The following is a 19,656-nucleotide window of genomic DNA, read 5'->3' on the forward strand; positions in this document are numbered from 1 at the left end:
CAAACTGGTCAAAAAAACCGGCCGCGCGTTGGCGACCGGCTCACTTCGGCAAAAGTGGGTAATAGGAGTAGTGACGATGGAAGGGTTAAAGCGTGACCCCGGCCTCGTCAAGGAAGTACTGAAGGGGCTTGAGTTCTTCACCGTCATAGTGGGCGAACAACTCTTCAAGGGTCGTGATGGTTGGCTCAACTTTATTGGCGTTGAACTCGGGCGCCACGGTTTCTTCGACCTTGCCGGCCACGACCTTGACCTTCAGCGCTTCAACGGGGAAGCCGCGCTTGAGGGTGATCTTGGCGTTCAGGACGAACGGGCGGCCGGCTTGAAGGGCAGCCACTGCCTGGTCGAAGGCGGCGGGCAGCTCGGAAGACTTGGTGACGGTTGCGCCTTCGATGCCCATGCCCTCGGCGATTTTCACGAAGTCTTGGTCCTCAAGGTCGATCCCGGAGTAGTCGTTCATCCCGGGAATGTCGGCCTGCTCGTCGCGAATAAAGCCGAGCGTGGTGTTGGAGGTCACAATATTCAGGATCGGCAGGTGGTACTTCTTTTCGGTGATGAGGTCCTGCATGACCATGGAGAAGGCGCCGTCACCGGAGATCGACACCACTTGCCGGTCAGGGAATTCCAGTGCGCCTGCGATCGCGCCCGGGATCCCGGCGCCCATGGAGGCGAACAGGGCGGAGACGGTCCACTTATTGGTTGGGGCGATTTTCAGGTAACGCAGCAAGTTGATCGTGTTGTCGCCGACGTCCAGCGAGATGACCGTCTTGTCGTTGGCGATGCGGTTGAGCTCCTTGTAGACCGGTTCGAACTCAAGCGGATCGGTGTCGCGGTTGTAAAGCTTTTGCAGGTAGGCCTGCCAGTTCTGGTGATCGCGGACCGCGGCTTTGAAGAAAGCCGAGGGGGCCACTGCGGTTGAACGGTCCAGCATCTTCTCGATGAACTGAGTGCCGTCGCTCCAAATGCCAAGGTCGATGTAGTGGTGCCGGCCAAATTCGGCTTCGTCGTTGTCGACCTGGATGAACTTGAAGGGGTGACGCGTGTACACGTTGTTAGCAAACGGGAAGTCAGCGCCAATGGCGATCACCAGGTCGGCAATGTCAAAAATTTCGTTGGCCGACTTGGACCCAACGCGGTTGACAAAGCCGATGTTGCCCTCGTAATCCTCACTCACGAGGCCCTTGCTCAGGCCGGTCATGATGATCGGGATCTGCAGCTTCTGAGACAGTGCGATCAGCTTGTCGCCGCCTTGCCGGATCCCGCGGCCGACGTGGAAGACAGGCCGTTTGGCTGCCTTGACCAGCGCCAGGGCCTGATCGACTTCCTCATCCGTCGCGGCCGGCTGCGGGGTCGGCTTCCGGTCTGAGGGGCTCGTCGACTTGTAGGGCACATCTGGAATCGCGGCGTAGCCAAAGTCGTTGGGAATGATCACGACGGCGACGCCCTTTTGCTTGTAGGCTTCCCGAACCGCCTTATCAACGACGTACGGCAGGCTTTCCGGGGTCATGACGGTGCGGCAGTAAACGGCGACGTCGGCAAACATGGGCCCCTCGTCAAATTCCTGGAAGAAGTTGTAGTTCATGTTGTAGTGCGGCACCTGACCGACCAGGGCCAAGACCGGCGCGTGGTCCTCCCGCGCGTCGTAAAGCCCAGTCAGCAGGTTCGTTGCCCCAGGGCCGGCCGAACCGAATGTAACCCCGATGCGGCCGGTCAGCTTGGCGGCGGAGCTGGCGGCCAAGGCGCCGACCTGCTCGTGGCGCACTTGGATGTAGTGGATGTTCGCTTTTTCCTGCTCCAAGGCGGACATGGTCGAGTTAAAGGAGCCGCCGGGGTAACCGTAGATATTCTTGACTCCCCAGGCTTCGAGCACCTTCAGCATTGCAACACTGGCTGGAACGGTGTTTGTCATGATTTCGCACTTCCTTAATCGGTTTTTAATAACAGTTGCATGCAATTACTACGCTTACAATGTATCATCGATAGAAAGCGGTTGCAACAGTTTTCGATAGATTTATGACACAAGGCACCAAATTTATTCGTGAGGGTTTTCACGGATGACGCGGGTTCTCGTGGCGCCATGCCGCAAGAATGCGATCAGGACGCCATTAGATGAGCCAGTGCCGCCAGCTGACAGTCGCTCCCCGGCCTGAGTTTTGATAACATTAAGGAAGAAGGCAAGGAAAACACGAGGTGACGAATGAAAAGTAAAACGAATCAACTGGTCGTGCGCGGGGTGTTGATGCTGACCGCGCTGGAGCTGATCGCCATCAGCATTAACCTGTTCTACGCGCCCCACGGGGTGGCCGCCGGCGGGGCGACGGGGCTGGGGATCATCGCTCAAGAGACGTTCGGCTTGCCGGTGGCCGCGGTCACCATGGGCGTGAACGCCGTGATGTTAGCGCTGGCCTGGTGGCTGCTCGGCCGCGGCACGTTTAAGCGGATCTTATTTGGGAGCATCGCCTTGCCGCTTCTGCTGGCGCTGACGCCGCAGCGAATGATCGTGGCCGACCGGCTGCTGGCGGTGATGGTGGGGTCGGTGATTTTTGCGCTTGGCGTGGGGCTGAATTACCGCTTGGACGCCTCCAGCGGGGGAACGACGGTGCCGCCATTGATCTTCCAAAAGTACTTCCGGATCCGCCCGGCGGTGGGGCTGTTTGCCGTCGACTTTGTGATCTGTCTGCTCAACATTCCGGTCGCGGGGCTGGAGGCCTTTATCCTCGCCGTGTTTGCCGTCGGGCTGAGCAGCCTGGTCATGGACTACGTCGAAACCGGCCTCGACCGCAAGAAGGCCGTCTACGTGATGAGTGCCTGCTTGCCGGCGATCAAGGCGGCCATTCGCGATAAGACCGACCACGGGCTGACCATCCATTCAGTGGTGGGCGGATATTCGCAAACCCCGCAGGAGATGCTGATGATCGTGGTGGAGCAGGCGGATTTTCAGCGGCTGATCGACGGCATTCACCGCCTGGATCCGGCCGCGTTCGTGTTGGCGGTGGAGGCGACCGAGGTGCACGGCGGCTCGCTCGGTTGACGCGGGCGGCCCCCGCCGCGGCCAAGTGGCAGCGCTTTTGGTGAGGACAATAGCGGGCCAAGACTTTTTGCTAGGTAAGCGCTTTAATTCGTGCTACGCTTGACCCGAGAAGGTGGGGCACGTCAACTCGTTGGGACGCTGACGCCCTGCTGGCAAGGAGGGACAAACATGCGTACTGAAATGTTGGGGATGATCCTCGCGGGCGGCCAGGGCACTCGCTTGGGAAAGCTGACCCGAACGACGGCGAAGCCATCGGTGCCGTTCGGGGGGCGCTATCGCATCATCGATTTCACGTTAAGTAATTTGGCCAATTCCGGGGTCGACACGGTGGGGGTCATCACGCAGTACCAGCCATTGGAGCTTAATCGGCACATTCAAAATGGCGCGGCGTGGGGCCTGAACGTGGCCGGCGCCGGGGTGACGATCTTGCAGCCATACGCGTCCAGCGAGGGCGAGAAGTTCTTTGAAGGGACGGCGCACGCGATCTATCAAAACATTGCGTACATCGACTCCTACAACCCGGACTACCTGCTGGTGCTTTCAGGCGATCATATCTACAAGATGGACTACGAGCGGATGCTGCGGGCCCATAAGCTCAAGAAGGCGGCCTTGACCGTGGCCGTCATGCCGGTGCCCAAAGCCGACGCCTCGCGCTTTGGCATCATGAACACCGACGACACCGACCGGATCATCGAGTTCCAAGAGAAACCAAAGGAGCCCAAGTCCAATCTGGCCTCCATGGGGATCTACATTTTTGACTGGCCGATCCTGCGGCGCTACTTGACGGAAAGTTACGCCACCGACGGCAAGATGGAGGACTTCGGCAACGATGTGATCCCAGCTTATTTGGCGCACAACGAGCCAACCTACGCGTATTCGTTCCACGGCTACTGGAAAGATGTGGGGACCATCCAGTCGCTGTGGGAGGCAAACATGGAGTTCTTGTCGCCGACGAACTCGCTAAACATCGCCAACCGCAGCTGGCGGATCTTCTCGCAGACCGAGGCCCTGCCGCCGATGTTTTTGACCAAGACGGCTAAAGTTTCGCGCTCGATGCTGACGGACGGCTCGTACATTGCCGGGACCGTGGACCACAGTGTGCTGTCGCAAAGCGTGCGCGTGGGTGAAGGCAGCGTGGTCAAGGATTCGATGGTCATGCCGAACGCCACCATTGGTAAGAATGCGACGATCGATCACGCCATCATTGGGGAAAATGCGATCGTCGGCGATAACGGTGAAGTCATCGGCAAACCCGATGAAATTGCCGTGGTTGGCTACGGGGAAGCCGTGGGCAGAAAGGAGAAAGCATGACACAAGGAGAATTGAGCGCTGTTATCGATCTCAACGAAGATGGCGAAGCGCTGATGCCGTTGACCGCGTACCGGCCAATTGGCACGTTGCCGTTTGCCGGCCGCTACCGGCTGATCGATTTTCCACTGAGTGCGGTGACCCATGCCGGGGTCCACAGTGTCGGCCTGTTCATGCCCCAATCGGCCCGGTCCGTCCAAGACCATATTCGCGATGGCGCGTCCTGGAACCTGGATCTGATCCAGGGTGGGGTGTTCATGTTCCCTTACATCGCCACCCGCGATTACAGCGATCCGGCGCTGCGGCAGCGTTACTACGATGACTACACAACGTTCCTGCGCCGCAGCGGCTCGACCTACACGGTGATCATCGGCAGCAGTAACATCGCTTCGGTGGACCTGACCGCCGTTTTGGCCTACCACGAGGCGGGGGATGCGCCGATCACGCTGGTTTATAAGAAGCTGCCCAGCGAGGACTTCACCCCGGATGACTGGACCTTGACGTTGTCAGAGCAGGGCACCGCCTCGGCGATCCTGCGGCAAAAAGACCGCCACGAGCGGCCAAGCGAGACGCTGCCGGCGTTCATGGACACCTATTTGCTGGCGACCAACGACCTGATCGATCTGCTTGACGTGGCGGCCGGCGCGAAGACGTTTGTGACACTGCCGGAGCTGCTGCGCGATTACGTACTGGCCAACAATGCGAATGCTTTTGAGTACACCGGCTATCTGGCGCGGATCTCCAGCATGCAGCGCTTCTTTGCTGCCAGCTTGGGCATGCTGGACGATGCCAATTACCAGTCGCTGATGTTCTCCGCCGTCCCGGTGCTGACTAAGAGTAAAAACGAGGTCCCGACGTTCTTTGCCCGCGGTGCGGAGGTGAGTGATGCGCTGCTGGGGACCGGGGCCTACGTCGAAGGCGAGATCAAGCACAGCGTGATCTCCCGCAGCGTGGTCGTGCACCAAGGCGCCGTGGTCGAAAACAGTGTGATCATGCAAGGCGCGAAGATCTCAACGGGCTCCACGGTCAGAAACGTGATCCTCGACAAAGGCGTGGTGATCGGGCCAAACCTCAAGCTGGAGGGCAAGCCGGAGGCGCCGCTGGTGATCGGCAAGAACCGGTCAATTCTGAAGATGAAGGATCTGACACCGCAGCCCGCGGGATAAATCCGGCCGCCGGGGGCCGAAAAGCAATCGCAAGCGTGTTTGTGCCCCAAAAAAAATAGGTCATTGCGCGGCAGTTTGCGCAATGGCCTATTTTGCTGCCTTGGGTTTGAATGGCCCGAGCTCCACGTCGGCAGTGACGCTGGCGTGCTGATAGGGGAAATGGCTCTCGGAGAATTCAAACGGCGCCCCTTCTTCGGTGTAACTCGTCTGCTTGATGACGAGGACCGGATCGTTCAGCTTCGCCCCGATGGCCAAGACGTCGGCCTTGGTGGCCTTAATCGCGTAGACCTTACGATGCGAGCCGGCGATCTTCACCCCGTGCGCCAGCAGCGCGGCGTAGACCGACCCCTGGAGGATCTCCTCGGTGATGGGCATGATGGCAGTCGGCATGATGGTGTGCTCGTAGGCAAACACCGTGCCTTCCACGAAGCGCACGCGGTCAATGACGTACACGGGATCCGCCGTGCCGATCACCAGCGCCTTTTGTTCTTGCTTCGTGGGCATGCGTGCCGTCAGGCCGAGGACCTTGCTGGTGACTTTGCGGCCCTGCTGGGTGGCAGTGGTGCCGATCGGCTTGTCGATCGGTGAGTCTTCGGGATTCTCGGCGGGCTGATAATCCTTGCGCAAAAAGGTCCCCGCGCCTCGTTTTGAGTACACCACGCCTTCGACGATCAGGAGTTGAATGGCCTTTCTGATCGTGATGCGAGTAGTGTGAAACTGTTTGGCCAGCTGCTCCTGGTCGGGCAGCAAGGCGCCCGGGGCATAGGTGCCGTCGGTGAACATTTGGTGCAAGGCCTGGGCGATTTGTTGGTACTTATACATCTTTGCGTCCTCTCTTTTCCACCTGTCTGCCTTCATTGTACGACACTACCTGGGGAAAACCAGGCGGTTGGCCATTTGAATTTAAAAGTGTAGACAACAGTTATAAAAAACATTTACATATATCCATGAAAGCGCCATAATGGAACCGGATCCAATAATTAACGAGGAGGCTGCGCAGGATGAGTCAAGCATTACCAAAAGGATTTTTATGGGGCAATTCAACTTCCAGCATGCAAACAGAAGGCGGCTGGAACGAGGGCGGCAAGGGCAAGTCGGTGTACGATGACCGGCCAGCTTCGAAGGACGCTTCGGACTGGCACGTTGCCATCGACGACTACCACCGCTACGACGAGGACATCAAGCTGATGGCCGATCAGGGCATGAATGCTTACCGGTTCCAGATTTCCTGGAGCCGGGTCTGCCCGACCGGCGATGGTGACTTCAACGCGGAAGGGATCAAGTTCTATTCCGATTTGATCGATAAGCTCATCGCCGCCGGGATCACCCCGATGATCTGTCTTTATCACTTCGACATGCCGCTGGCCTTGGCCGAAAAGTACAACGGCTTTGCCAGCCGCCACGTCGTTGAGGCGTTCGTGCGTTACGGCAAGAAAATGATCGACGAGTTCGCAGACCGCGTTCCGTATTGGATCACGTTCAACGAGCAAAACCTCTACTTTATGCCCGACGCGTACCGCATCGCTGGTGACCTAGATGGTGAACGGAGCGACTCCGCTTTGTACACCATTTCCCACCACGTGATGGTCGCCCATGCCGAGGTTGCCAATTACCTGCACGCAAAGTCTGCCGCCAAGATCGGCGGGATGCTCGCGTACAGCGAGGTGTACCCGGCCAGTTCTGCACCGCGCGATATTCTGTACGCGCGCCAGATCGATGAGTTTTTCAACAAGAACCTGCTGGACGTGTTCGTCAACGGCCAGTACTCTACGGAAGTCATGACCTTCGTCAAGAACCACGCCATCGACATGGACTTCACCGCTGAAGACAAGGCCGCGTTCAAGCAGCTGAAGAGCGACTTCATCGCCTTTTCCTACTACCGCTCCGGTCAGATCAATTCTGACAAGGTGCCGATCAACACGATCGTCAACCACTACCTTGACTACGGGTCCGAGCAAGTGCCTGGGCTGCCGGTCAACGAGTGGGGCTGGAACGTTGATCCGCTCGGCTTCCGCGACATTCTCACCAAAGTTTACGATCAGTACCACGTGCCGATGTTCCCCATTGAAAACGGGATCGGGGTGCGTGAACAGTACACGGGCAAGGAGATCCAGGATGATTATCGGATCGCCTATCACCGCGTCCACATTCAGGCGCTCAAGGATGCCGTGAACATTGATGGCGTTGACGTCATCGGGTACCTCGGTTGGGGGCTGATCGACATTCCAAGTTCCAGCGGCAACATGGACAAGCGTTACGGCATGGTCTATGTCAACCGCACCAATTCTGATCTGAAGGACCTGAAACGGGTCCCGAAGAAGTCATACGCCTGGTTCAAACACGTGATCGCAACCAACGGCGCGAATTTGGACTAAGCCGGCTTAGCGAAAGCGCCAGGCCAGTGATCAATCGTGCCTCAGCCTTCAGTGCGCTGAAGACGGCGGCACGCGATATTATTTTTCGTTGTTTAATCTAAGGGGGATTTACTCATGGCCAAAGAGACCTCGTCCGAGAAGCTGCAAAACAATGCCTTCTTGAACAAATTTACGGAGATCGCGGTCAAGTTTGGCAACCTACTGTATCTGCGCTCATTGCGTGATGCGTTCGCTGTCATCCTGCCGGTCTTCATCATTGCCGGCCTGGGCACGATGCTCAATAACACCGTGTTCGTCTGGCTGTTTAAAGGCGCGACGCTTGCCAAGTGGCAGGTGTTCGGCAACGCCATTACTAATGGGACTTTGAACGTCGCTGGCGTTCTGGTCGCCCCAATGATCGGGTACTGCCTGGCGAAGAACATGAACTTCGAGAACCCGATCGCTGCGGCCGCAATGTCTTTGGCGTCCACGTTTATCGTGATGCCACAGTCTGTGCCCATGACGACCCTGGCCGGTAAGACGGTCACGGTCACCGGCGGCTTCTCCACCCTGTGGCTGGGGACGCAAGGCATGTTCGGCGGGATCATCGTCGGCTTGGTTGCGACCTCGCTGTTCGTCAAGCTGGCCGGGGTCAAGAAGCTGCAGATCCACCTGGGCGAAAACATTCCGCCGGCGGTTTCTGCCTCCTTCAGCGTGCTGATCCCAGCTTTGATCTTGATGTCACTGTTCGCTGTGATCGCCGCCCTCCTGGCTGGGATCTTTAACTCCGACCTGGTTGGCCTGATCAAGACCTGGATCCAGGAGCCACTGCGTGGGTTCAACACGAGCCTAGTTGGCTACTGTGTCATTTATTTCTTTGCAAACTTGCTATTTACCTTCGGGATTCACCAGACCGTTCTTTCCGGCTCACTGCTTGATCCGCTGGTCCTGGTCAACATGAACCAGAACATGGCGGCTTACGCGGCGCACAAGGCCATTCCGAACATCATCAACACCAGTTTTGTTTCCACGTTCACCCTGGTCGGCGGTTCTGGTTCCACGATCTCGCTGATCATCGCGATCCTGCTGTTCAGTAAGGTCAAGTCCTCGCGGCAAATCGCGGCGCTGTCCTTGGCGCCTGGGATCTTCAACATTAATGAACCCATGATCTTCGGCTATCCAATCGTGTTCAACCTGCCGATGATGATCCCGTTTGTCACCTTCCCAATTATTGGGACGCTCATTGGGTACTTCGCCACTTCCTGGGGCCTGATCTCCCGGATGAAGGTGCTGGTCCCATGGATCACGCCACCGATCATCGGCCCATGGCTTGCCACTGTTGGCGATTGGCGTGCGGTCCTGGCGCAGATCATTGTGATCGTCGTTGGGGTGCTGCTCTACCTGCCATTCATGCGGATCTCTGAACGGGTTGCCGCTCAGGAAGCCAAGATGGACGAAGCAAGCAGCACTGAAGCTTAGGCTTAAGTCAGGAGGGTGAACATGGAACAAAAGAAACCGACTGCTGGTAATCCGCGGCGTATCTGGATCAGTATCGCAGGGGCAGCGCTGATGCTGATGCTGGCGATCAACGACGTTCGGCACTTTGGCTGGGGGGTCGTGACCCTTTCCACGTTTGCCATCTGCGCGTACTTCATCTACGAAATCGTCGAGGCGATTCGCCACCCCCAGCGGGTCGCGGACCGCTTAGATAAAAAGCACCGGTGGCACTGAGCGCCGGTCAGCAGCCGTCAGTTTATTCTGACGGCTGTTTTTTGCACGGTGCCAAGTCGGAGCCCAAGTGCTTAGCGGCACCGGCGGTCATCGCGAGCACCAGCGCTGGCCGGACTTCAGGCGAGCTTGTGATTATATAAATAAACGAATTGCGTAAACGCGAGTCCAACTGGTAGTCAAAGAGTGGCAAAGGCGTTATGCTGGCTTTGGATGATGGGAGGGCGAGGAAGGAACAACCCCGTCAGAGTCACCCGGAAACTGCCTGACAGTCCAACCCCAGCGATGGGGGAGATCAGGCATGCTGAGCCTTCCGATCGGTTTGGCGACGAAGACCATGTGGAAAGCACGGGGTCCTTTCAGGACGCATGACAGGACGCTACTACCACTCCTAACTGAATACAGCGACCCTTGGCGGCAACGACAAGGCGGTAGTAGGCCCGGGCAACCGGGACAACAAAATCCCCGGGGAGACCCGGGGGGCGGGACACCATTTCGCAAGGGATGGTGCCCTTTGCGTGGCTGCGGCGCGGCAGCACGCGGTCACAGGGCCGGTTTTCCTGAAATTATTAGGAAAGCCGGCTTTTTTGGTGGCGGGGCGGCCTAAGCGTTTTTTTGCCGGTTGACGGCGCTTACATGGTATAGTAGCGGGGAAAGGGGGCGTGGCAGTTGGCAGAGGATTTAGCGAAATGGCTGTATTTATTCAACCGCGGGCAGGATAACCAAAGCTTCCGGCGGTTTGGCGCCCATCGGGTGGGGGCAGACCAGTGGCAGTTCTTGGTGTGGGCCCCGCATGCGCGCACGGTCGCCATCGTCGGTGAGTTTTCCGCGTGGCAGCCGGTGCTGCTGACGCCGGTGGGCGAGACCGGCTGCTGGCTCGGGCAACACCCGGGACAAGCCGGCCAGCTGTACAAGGTGCAGATCACCACGGCCAAGGGTGAGGTGGTGGAGAAAATCGACCCGTACGGCTTCGCGTTTGAAAAAAAGCCCGGGACTGCGGCGCGGCTCAGCGACTTGCCCGCGCATCAGTGGGGCGATGCGGCTTGGCTGGCCAAGCGGCGCACGCAGCTATCGTACGATCAGCCGCTTAACATCTACGAGCTGCACCTGGGATCGTTCAAGCGCCACGAGGATGGCAGCTACCTGACCTACCGTGAGGCGATCGCCCAGGTCCTGCCTTACGTCAAGGAGATGGGTTACACCCACCTGGAGCTGATGCCGCTGATGGAGCACCTGCTGGATGCCAGCTGGGGCTACCAGCTGATGGGCTACTTTGCGCCCACCAGCCGGTTTGGTTCACCCGCGGATTTCCTGGCGTTGATTGATGCGGCGCACCAGCTGGGGCTGGGCGTGATCATGGATTGGGTGCCGGGCCATTTTATTCGCAATACGGACACGCTGGCGCAGTTTGATGGCACCGCGACCTTCGAGTACGCCGATCCGCACCGCGCCGACAACGTGCGGTGGGGGACGTGGAACTTTGACCTCGGCAAGGCCCAGGTCCAAAGCTTTCTGCTGTCGTCGGCGATGTTCTGGCTTGATTGGTGTCACCTGGACGGCCTGCGAGTAGACGCGGTGTCCAACATGCTCTACATGGACTATGACGCGGGCAAAGAGCATGATCGCAATCGCAATGGTGGCCGCGAGAACCTTGAAGGCACCGCATTTTTGAAGCGGCTGAACACAGAAGTGTTTGCCGCCCATCCGGACGTGCTCATGATCGCCGAGGAAAGCTCCGACTACCCGCAGGTCTCCGCGCCCATCGACGCGGGCGGGCTGGGGTTCAACTACAAGTGGAACATGGGCTGGATGAACGACACGCTGAAGTACTTCAGCACGGATCCATACGCCCGCCGGCAGCACATTGATCAGCTCACCTTTTCTTGGGTCTACATGCAAAATGAGCAGTTCATCCTGCCGTTCTCCCACGATGAGGTCGTGCACGGCAAGAAGTCGCTGATGCACAAGATGCCGGGCGACCGGTACAACCAGTTCGCCAACCTCCGCACCATGGCCGTGTGGCAAATGACGTTCCCGGGCAAGAAACTGCTGTTCATGGGCAGCGAGTGGGGCCAATTTCTCGAATGGCGCGACTGGAGCCAGCTCGAGTGGGTCGACTTGGCCGACCCGCTGAACGCGAAAATGCAGACCTTCACCAAGGCGCTGAACCACCTGTACCTGCACACGCCGGCCCTGTGGCAGCAGGACTTCCAGGGCGCCGGTATCACCATCACCATCGGCGATCGCCCGGATGTGATTGCCTTTGAGCGGCACGGCAAGCGGGCCGGAGACTGCCTGATCGTCGCGCTGAACCTGCTGCCCGAGGAGCGGCAGGCGTTTGTGCTGCCGGTGCCGGCGGCCGGGACCTACGAGGTGGTGCTTAACACCGAAAGCGCGCGGTTTGGCGGCACCTGGACCCACCTGCAGCGGATCGTGCGCTCCCGCGGCATCCCTGAGCGCGGCCGCCCGGACAGCGTGACCGTGGTGCTGCCGGCGATGGGGGCGCTGCTGCTGAGACCCTTGACCGAGAAAGTGAACCTGGATTCCCACTTGGAGGTGAGAAGCGATGACTAAAGTATTATTTGCCGCCGCAGAAGGTGCCCCGTTTTACAAGACAGGGGGCCTTGGCGATGTGGCCTACGCGCTGCCGCAGGCGCTGCACGCGGCCGGACTGGACGTGCGCGTGGTGCTGCCTTACTACAGTCAAAAAATGCCCGCGAAGTACGCCAAGCAAATGCAGAACCTGGCGCAGTTTACGGTGCAGGTTGGCGGCGTTGAGAAGTACGTGGGCGTCAAAACCCTGGCGTTAGGCGGGGTGCCGTACTACCTGATCGATAATGAGGAGTTCTTTGGCCGCGGCGGACTTTACGGCTACTGGGACGACGGCGGGCGCTTTGGCTTTTTCCAAATGGCGCTGATCGAAATGATGCAGGTACTCGACTTCATTCCCGATGTGCTGCACGTTAACGACTGGCACACGGCCTTCGTGCCGGTCCTGCTGCGGGATAAGTACGGCTGGATCACGCCGTATCAAGGAATCAAAACCGAGCTGACGATCCACAACCTGCAGTTTCAGGGCTGGTTTCCGCCGAGCATCCTGGACACCGTGTTTGGGATCGGTCGGCAGTACTTTCACGCCGATGGCTTCGCCCAGGACGGTCAGGTCAACTGGTTGAAAGGCGGCATCAATTTTGCCGACGTGGTGACCACGGTGAGCCCGACCTACGCGCAGGAGATCCAAACCCCGGCGTTCGGTGAGCACCTTGACGGGACGCTGCGGCGGCAGGCGGGCAAGCTCCGCGGGATCCTGAACGGGATCGATACCAAGCTCTACGACCCGGCCACGGATGCCAACGTCAAGGCGACTTATTCGGCCAAGACCATCAAGGACAAGGCGAAGGACAAGCGTGACCTCCAGAAAACGGTTGGTCTGCCGCAGCGCAGCGTGCCGATTTTTGGCATCGTGTCGCGGCTGACCCGGCAAAAGGGGATGGACCAGCTGCTGGCGGCGCTGGAGACGCTGCTACCCGGGCTGGACATTCAGGTGGTGATGCTGGGCACCGGCGACGGCGACATTGAGGAAGGGTTCAACCATTTGCGTGACCGCTTCGCCGGTAAGGTCGCCAGCCTCGTGCGGTTTGACGAAGGGCTGGCGCAGAAGATCTACGGCGGTGCCGATTTCTTCGTGATGCCGAGCGCCTTTGAGCCTAGTGGCCTGGCCCAGATGATGGCCATGCGGTACGGGACGCTGCCGATCGTGCACGAGACGGGCGGCTTGCGCGATTCGGTTCAGCCGTACGACGAGACCACCGGCGCGGGGACGGGTTTTTCCTACTACGACTTCACCCCGCAGGTCTTGGCTGACACCTTGGTGCGGGCCGCGACGATCTATCAAAAGCAGCCTAAAGTTTATGCCCAGCTGCAGCAACAGGCGATGGCGCAGGACTTTGATTGGGTCCATGCGGCCAAGCTTTACATCGCCAGCTACCGGTAGTTTGGCACATTGGAGGGGAGTTCATGGCACTGACGACTTCGCAATTTGTGCGCGAATTTGAAGATAACGCCTTGGCGCTGTTTGCCGACGAGCTGGATCAGCTGTCGCCGCAGCAGCAATATCAGGCGCTGGCGGTGACCGTCAAGCGTTACTACGCCAAGCAGTGGGCGGACACCAAGGACCGCTACGACCGGACGCAGGAAAAGCAGGTGTACTACTTTTCCATTGAATTTCTGCCCGGGCGGCTGCTGGCGTCCAATCTGCTGAACCTCGGCATCAAGGACACGGTGGAAAAGGGCCTGCGCAAGCTGGGGCTTGATCCTGCAGTGATCTATGCGCAGGAAGCCGATCCGGGGCTGGGCAACGGCGGGCTGGGGCGACTGGCGGCGGCGTTTATGGACAGCATGGCCAGCGTTGGCATGGCCGGCAACGGCAACGGCATTCGCTACCAGTACGGGCTGTTTCAGCAGCGCTTCGTTGACGGCTACCAGGTCGAGCTGCCAGACGACTGGCTGCGTGATCCAGATATGTGGGAGACGCGCAAGGAGAACCGGGCCGTGATCGTGAAGTACGGCGGCCAGGTCGCACTGCGGCCGCGGCAAAACGGCAGTCTTCAGGCCATTTATCACGACACTGACGACGTGCTGGCGGTTCCGTACGACACGCCGATGGTGGGGTACCAGACGGGCGTGGTCAACACGATGCGGCTCTGGAGCGCCGAGACCGTTCCTGGGCGGGTCCACGACCTCGCCGAAAAGGCGCGGATCAACGCGATCACCCAGATCCTTTATCCGGACGATTCTGACTCGGCGGGCCGCGAGCTGCGGCTGCGGCAGGAGTACTTCTTTGTCTCGGCCGGGATCCAAAGCATCGTGACCCACTTCAAACGGTTCCACCGGGACCTCAGTGTGCTCCCGCACTTCGTTGCCATCCACATCAACGACACCCATCCGGCCATGGCCGTGCTGGAGCTGATGCGCATCCTGCTGGACGAAGAGGAAATGAGCTGGGAGCAGGCGTGGCAGGTGACCGTGGCGACGATGAGCTACACGAACCACACGCTGATGGCCGAGGCGCTGGAAAGCTGGCCGCAGGCGATGTTTGCCAGCCTACTGCCGCGGCTGTTTCAAATCGCCCAGGAGATCGATCGCCGCTTCCGCCTGACGTACGTGCGGCGGTACGGCGAACTGATCGTGAACCAGGCGGCGCCGTTGGCCGACGGGCAGCTGCGCATGGCCTTTCTGGCGGTGATCGGCAGCCACGCCGTCAACGGCGTGGCCAAGCTTCACTCCGAACTCCTGAAGCAAAGCGTGCTCAAAGCCCTTTACCAAATCTTCCCGGAGCGGTTTACCAATGAGACGAACGGCATCACACAGCGGCGGTGGGTGCAGATCGCCGATCCCGCGCTGGCGACGTTGATCGATACGAAGATCGGCCCGGGGTGGCGGCGCAATCCGCTGGCCCTCACCCGGCTGCGGGAATTTGAGGACGACGAGCAGTTTTTAACCGACCTGATCGCCGCCAAGCAGCAAAACAAGCTGAAGCTGGCGGACCTGATCCAGCGCCAGCTCGGCCTGACGGTGGCACCGGCGTCGCTGTTTGACGTGCAGATCAAGCGCCTGCACGCTTACAAACGCCAGCTGCTGCATGTGTTTGGGATCCTTGAGGCGTACTTGGCGCTGAAAAACGGGGAGGACCGGCCGCCGCGCGTTCACGTCTTCGGCGCGAAGGCCGCGCCTAGCTACCGGTACGCCAAGGCGGTCATCAAGCTGATCAACGCGGTGGCCGATTTGGTCAACCATGACCCGGCGGTCAACACGAAGCTGAAGGTGGCCTTTTTGCCAAACTACGGGGTCAGCCTCGGGGAACAGATCATCCCCGCGGCCGACATCTCGGAGCAGATCTCGCTAGCCGGCACCGAGGCTTCGGGAACCTCAAACATGAAACTGATGGCCACCGGTGCGATCACTCTGGCCACGCTTGACGGGGCGAACATCGAGATCCGCGACGCTGCCGGCAAGGACTCAATGGCCGTGTTTGGCCTCACCGCCGCCCAGGTTGAAGCTGCCCAGCGCGATCACACCTACAGCGCGCGCGCCCTGTACGACCAGGACCCGTTGATCCACCGCATTGTCGATATGCTGACAGACGGGACGATCCCCGGCGTCGCCACCGAGGGCCGTGAGATCCAAGACGAGCTGCTCGAGTACAACGACAATTACTTTGTGCTGGCGGATTTTCGCAGTTACCTTGCGGCTTCTCGCAGGCTCGATCAGCTATCCCAGACGCCGCTGGCCTGGGCGCGCCTGGCCCTGGCCAACATCGCCGCCAGCGGGCAGTTCGCCGCTGACTTCACGGTGGCCCGCTACGGCCGGGAGATCTGGCAGGTGCTACCGAGCCAGCCGGCCGATGAATAGGAGACTTGTATGAGATACGATTCGTTTCTTGACCGCCGCCCCTGCGGCGCGCTGGTGGTGAACACGGTGCTTCATTTCACCGTGCGCGGCAATGACGCCGATGAGGTGTTGCTAATCTTGCGCCAGGAAGGGCAGGCGGCGCAAACGATCCCGCTGGCGCACACCGCAGAAGCGTTTGAGGGCAGTGCCACGATCGGCGCGGCAGGGCTGTGGTTCTACCGGTTTGCGGTGGTGGGTCCGGGTGGTACCAGCGTGCTGGCGCCCAGTCTTGCCGGCAGCGGCGGGCCCAGCGGTGAGTACCAGGACGAAAATGCGGCGCCGTGGTACCAGCTGACGGTGGTGCAGCGGCAAGAGACGGTACCCGCCTGGTACGAGAATGCCCGCATTTACCATATTTTTGGGGACCGGTTCAACAACGGCAATGCGGACGGCCACGTGAATGCGCCCAAGCCCAACACCTTCTTGTACGGCCAGCTGACCGATGACCCGTATTACATCAAGGATGCGGCCGGCGAGGTCGTGCGGTGGGATTTTTACGGGGGCAATCTCCAAGGCATCATCCAAAAGCTGGACCTGATCCAGGCCCGCGGCTTCACCGCGCTGTACCTGAGCCCGATTTTTGAAGCGGCCAGCAACCACCGCTACGACACGGGCGACTATTTCAAGATCGACCCGGTGCTCGGCACGTTGGCCGACTTTAAGGCCCTAGTGGCGGCCGTGCACGCGCGGGGGATGCACCTGATCTTGGACGGGGTGTTCAACCACGTGGGGCGCGATTCGCGGTATTTCAACGCCTTTGGCCACTATCCGGCCGGCGGCGCCGCCCAGGATCCGGCCAGTCCTTACGCCGACTGGTTCACCTTCAAGCATTTTCCGGACGACTACGCCAGTTGGTGGGGGGTCTTGGATCTGCCGGCGATCAACAAACAAAGCCAGTCCTTTCACGACTTTATCGCCGGCGGCCCGGACTCGGTGCTGGGCTACTGGACAGGGCTGGGCGTTGACGGCTGGCGGCTGGATGTGGCCGACGAACTCGACTTGGCCTTTCTGCGCCAGATCCGGCGCCTGCTGGATCAGTACCCGGAGCGGGTCCTGATCGGGGAGGTCTGGGAGGACGCCTCAAACAAGATCGCGTACGGCCGGCGGCGCCCTTACCTGATGGGCGAGATGCTGCAAAGCGTGATGAACTACCCGCAGCGCGCCTTGATCTTGGACTTTGCGGCCGGCCGGCAGGCGGCGGCGCTGGTGCTGCAAAAGCTGCTCACCCTGCAGGAAAACTATCCGGCCGCCGTGTTCGCCTCGAATTTCACCAGCCTTGGCACCCATGACACGCCGCGCGTCCTGACCGTGCTGGACAATGACTTGGCGCGCCTGGCGCAGGCCGTCCTCCTGTGGACGGTGCTGCCTGGCAACCAGGTGCTGTACTACGGCGATGAGGCGGGGCTGACCGGCGGTAGCGACCCGCAGAACCGCAAGTTCTACCCGTGGGGCCGAGAAAATGCCGCGGTCCTGGCCATCTACGATCAGGCGGCCCAGTGGCGGCGCCAGCCGGTCCTGCAAGCCGCCGCGGCCTTCACGGGCTTCACTTTTGGCGCTGGGCTGGGCATCGTCCGCACGCGCGGGGCGCAGTCCTTGGTGGCGCTGTTCAACCCCACCGATGCGCCGCTGGCGTTCGCGCCGCCGCTTGCCGCCGGGGCCTACCTGACGCCGGGCCAGCAGGCCAGCCTGCGCGCCGAGACCATCGCGCCGCACAGCCAGGTGCTGTATCTGACAGAGTAAAAAAAGAGACCAGGACAAAATGCCCTAGTCATGTTCCATAGGCAACGCCACGTAGACAAGCGCCTCCGCAGCACGATTCTAAAACCGAATCGCACAGCGGAGGCGCTTGGGCTTTGGGCTAAAACTACATTCTGGCTCAGCCTGTTTTCGTTAGTGACCCATCTCGGGCATCAAGGTCTCACGCAGCCCACTGGTTTGGCTGATGCGTGTGTCTTTGGTGATGAAGACTGCTTCAGCACCTTCGGTTTCGATCAGGTGCAAACCCTCAGGCAGGCCGGCGTAAAAGCCGATCGAGGAGAGCACGTCGGCCTTTTCCGCCGAGTCGGCGACCACGGTGATACTGGCCATGGCGGAGTCGACCGGGCTGCCGGTTTGCGGATCCAGCAGGTGGTGGTAGACGTGGCCGCGGCGATCGAAGTGCCTGAAGTAGATCCCCGTGGTGACCAGGGCTTTGGGCGTGGTGGTCAACGTGGCGATCGGCGGGTTCTGCGGCGCCCGAGGATCCACAATGCCGATCTGCCAGAGCGGCACTCCGCTTTCACTTTGGCCCACCAGCACCTGATTGCCGGCCAGGTCGATGCGGCCGCCAAGCACGCCTTGCCGCTGCCAGAGCTTGCTCAGTTCATCAAGGATGAACCCCTTGGCGATCCCCCCGAGGTCAAGCGACATGCCGGGCACGCTGAGAAACACCGTTTGCGCCTCGGAGTCCAAAACGACCTTGTCGGGGTCGGTCAAAGCGAGTGCAGCCTTGATGCGGTCGCTGCTCGGGACGCTGGCATCGTCAAAGCCGATCCGCCACAAGGCCACCAGCGGACCGATCAGGGCGTTGTAGCCCAACCCGCGTTTGCTCCACGCGACGGCGCGGGCGATCAGGTTGAACACCGGCCGCACGGGAATGTGCACCGGGGCAATGCCCGCCTGCTGATTGATTGTGGTCAATAGCGAGTCCGGATCGTAGAACGAAAGCAGCTTGGCGTAGGCGGAAACCATGGCGACGCTTTGGTCAAAGGTGTCAGGACCGCCGCCCGCATGGATTGTCAGCGTATTTTTGGCGCCCAACCCATCGAATTCGAATGTCGAAGTCATCAGAAGAACCTCTTTTCCGGGTGTCGTCTCGCAACACCTCACGCGCTTTCATTATCCGTCCTTGGGCAACCGTTTTCAAGATAGACACTTTTCTAAAAAGTGACCAGAAAAATATGCAATTTTGACAAAACTTGTTCTATAAAAAGAGTAATATAAAAATTAACGAAGACTTTGGAGGTGAATGTGGTGACGGATTATAAAGCGGCACACGAGGCCGCATTACGGGAGTTTCAGGCAGATATTGGGCATTTAAATGCCTTGGCCAACGCGAATCGGCAGAAATTATTGATGATTTTGGGGCAGTCCGAGGAAGCGCACGGCATCAAGGTCAATGATTTAGCAAAAGCGATCGGCTTGTCGCAGCCAGCCACGTCGCACCATCTCAAGACCTTGCATGACATTGGCATCGTGGGGTCTCACCAGGTGGGCAACGTTGTGTACTATTACTTGACGCTGGACGACACGATCGCTCGGCTTGAGCGCATCACGCAGGCGCTCAAGGCGCGGTCCTGCGAGAAGGCCTAGCGCGCTTGGGGTGGTCATTGACAGCCGGCAGTGGACGTGCGACACTAGCGTTAATATGACGACCGGAAGTTCAGTAGGTTGGCAGCGAACGTCTCAGAAAGTCGGCGGCTGATGGAAGCCGACCGTTGCTGCCAAGCGAATTACACCTTCGCGAAACGGTCTGCGGGTGATGACGTTATCCATTGTTGAGTGATGGCCTTGGCCATAACGTGGGTGGTACCGCGGATTATTCCGTCCCTGTTTGCAGATGCAAGCAGGGCTTTTTTTCGGT

The 19,656-nt window shown here is 59.7% G+C and carries 14 protein-coding genes; 11 read left to right on the plus strand and 3 right to left on the minus strand.

The window, feature by feature from the left end:
- Window positions 1–85 precede the first annotated feature (85 nt).
- A complete protein-coding gene (spxB, locus tag EKM85_RS00800; protein WP_125584371.1) occupies window positions 86–1,906 on the minus strand; it encodes a pyruvate oxidase in 1,821 nt (606 codons plus the stop codon).
- 288 nt (window positions 1,907–2,194) lie between these two features.
- Here spxB and EKM85_RS00805 point away from each other — a divergent pair, with 288 nt between their 5' ends.
- The 3 genes from EKM85_RS00805 (at window position 2,195) to glgD (ending at window position 5,502) form a co-directional block, all read left to right on the plus strand.
- A complete protein-coding gene (locus EKM85_RS00805) occupies window positions 2,195–3,028 on the plus strand; it encodes a YitT family protein (protein ID WP_125584372.1) in 834 nt (277 codons plus the stop codon).
- A 168-nt stretch (window positions 3,029–3,196) separates the two neighbouring features.
- On the plus strand, window positions 3,197–4,339 hold the full coding sequence (locus EKM85_RS00810; RefSeq protein WP_125584373.1) for a glucose-1-phosphate adenylyltransferase: 1,143 nt from the start codon (window positions 3,197–3,199) through the stop codon (window positions 4,337–4,339).
- Entirely contained in the window at window positions 4,336–5,502 is a 1,167-nt protein-coding gene (gene glgD, locus EKM85_RS00815; RefSeq protein WP_125584374.1) for a glucose-1-phosphate adenylyltransferase subunit GlgD, read from the plus strand. Before EKM85_RS00810 ends, glgD begins: the two co-directional genes overlap by 4 nt.
- 87 nt (window positions 5,503–5,589) lie before the next feature.
- Here the strand turns inward: glgD and EKM85_RS00820 are convergent, their stop codons facing one another.
- Window positions 5,590–6,324, minus strand: coding sequence for a GntR family transcriptional regulator (locus tag EKM85_RS00820; protein WP_125584375.1), 735 nt, complete (start codon window positions 6,322–6,324; stop codon window positions 5,590–5,592).
- 179 nt (window positions 6,325–6,503) lie between these two features.
- On the opposite strand from EKM85_RS00820, the gene EKM85_RS00825 reads away from it, so the two are divergent.
- From EKM85_RS00825 to EKM85_RS00855, 7 genes are all read left to right on the plus strand, one after another.
- Window positions 6,504–7,877 carry a glycoside hydrolase family 1 protein gene (locus tag EKM85_RS00825; RefSeq protein WP_125584376.1) on the plus strand — a complete coding sequence of 458 codons (1,374 nt, stop codon included), beginning with the start codon at window positions 6,504–6,506 and terminating at the stop codon, window positions 7,875–7,877.
- A 114-nt stretch (window positions 7,878–7,991) separates the two neighbouring features.
- Window positions 7,992–9,335 carry a PTS sugar transporter subunit IIC gene (locus tag EKM85_RS00830; protein WP_125584377.1) on the plus strand — a complete coding sequence of 448 codons (1,344 nt, stop codon included), beginning with the start codon at window positions 7,992–7,994 and terminating at the stop codon, window positions 9,333–9,335.
- A gap of 21 nt (window positions 9,336–9,356) precedes the next feature.
- Window positions 9,357–9,587 (plus strand): hypothetical protein, encoded by a 231-nt coding sequence (locus tag EKM85_RS00835; RefSeq protein WP_125584378.1) that lies wholly within the window; start codon window positions 9,357–9,359, stop codon window positions 9,585–9,587.
- Between the two features lie 666 nt (window positions 9,588–10,253).
- Window positions 10,254–12,158, plus strand: coding sequence for a 1,4-alpha-glucan branching protein GlgB (gene glgB / locus EKM85_RS00840; protein WP_125584379.1), 1,905 nt, complete (start codon window positions 10,254–10,256; stop codon window positions 12,156–12,158).
- Window positions 12,151–13,578 (plus strand): glycogen synthase GlgA, encoded by a 1,428-nt coding sequence (glgA, locus tag EKM85_RS00845; protein ID WP_125584380.1) that lies wholly within the window; start codon window positions 12,151–12,153, stop codon window positions 13,576–13,578. Before glgB ends, glgA begins: the two co-directional genes overlap by 8 nt.
- A 23-nt stretch (window positions 13,579–13,601) precedes the next feature.
- Window positions 13,602–15,995 carry a glycogen/starch/alpha-glucan phosphorylase gene (locus tag EKM85_RS00850; protein WP_125584381.1) on the plus strand — a complete coding sequence of 798 codons (2,394 nt, stop codon included), beginning with the start codon at window positions 13,602–13,604 and terminating at the stop codon, window positions 15,993–15,995.
- A 9-nt stretch (window positions 15,996–16,004) separates the two neighbouring features.
- The gene (locus EKM85_RS00855) at window positions 16,005–17,774 is read left to right on the plus strand and encodes a glycoside hydrolase family 13 protein (protein WP_125584382.1); all 1,770 of its coding nucleotides are present in this window, start codon (window positions 16,005–16,007) and stop codon (window positions 17,772–17,774) included.
- Between the two features lie 150 nt (window positions 17,775–17,924).
- Here EKM85_RS00855 and EKM85_RS00860 read toward each other — a convergent pair whose 3' ends face one another.
- Window positions 17,925–18,860, minus strand: a complete 936-nt coding sequence (locus EKM85_RS00860; RefSeq protein WP_125584383.1) for an FAD:protein FMN transferase — start codon at window positions 18,858–18,860, stop codon at window positions 17,925–17,927.
- 186 nt (window positions 18,861–19,046) lie between these two features.
- On the opposite strand from EKM85_RS00860, the gene EKM85_RS00865 reads away from it, so the two are divergent.
- Window positions 19,047–19,385, plus strand: coding sequence for an ArsR/SmtB family transcription factor (locus tag EKM85_RS00865; RefSeq protein WP_125584384.1), 339 nt, complete (start codon window positions 19,047–19,049; stop codon window positions 19,383–19,385).
- Window positions 19,386–19,656 lie beyond the last annotated feature (271 nt).

The organism is Lacticaseibacillus jixianensis (assembly GCF_003946485.1).
Lineage (GTDB): Bacteria > Bacillota > Bacilli > Lactobacillales > Lactobacillaceae > Lacticaseibacillus > Lacticaseibacillus jixianensis.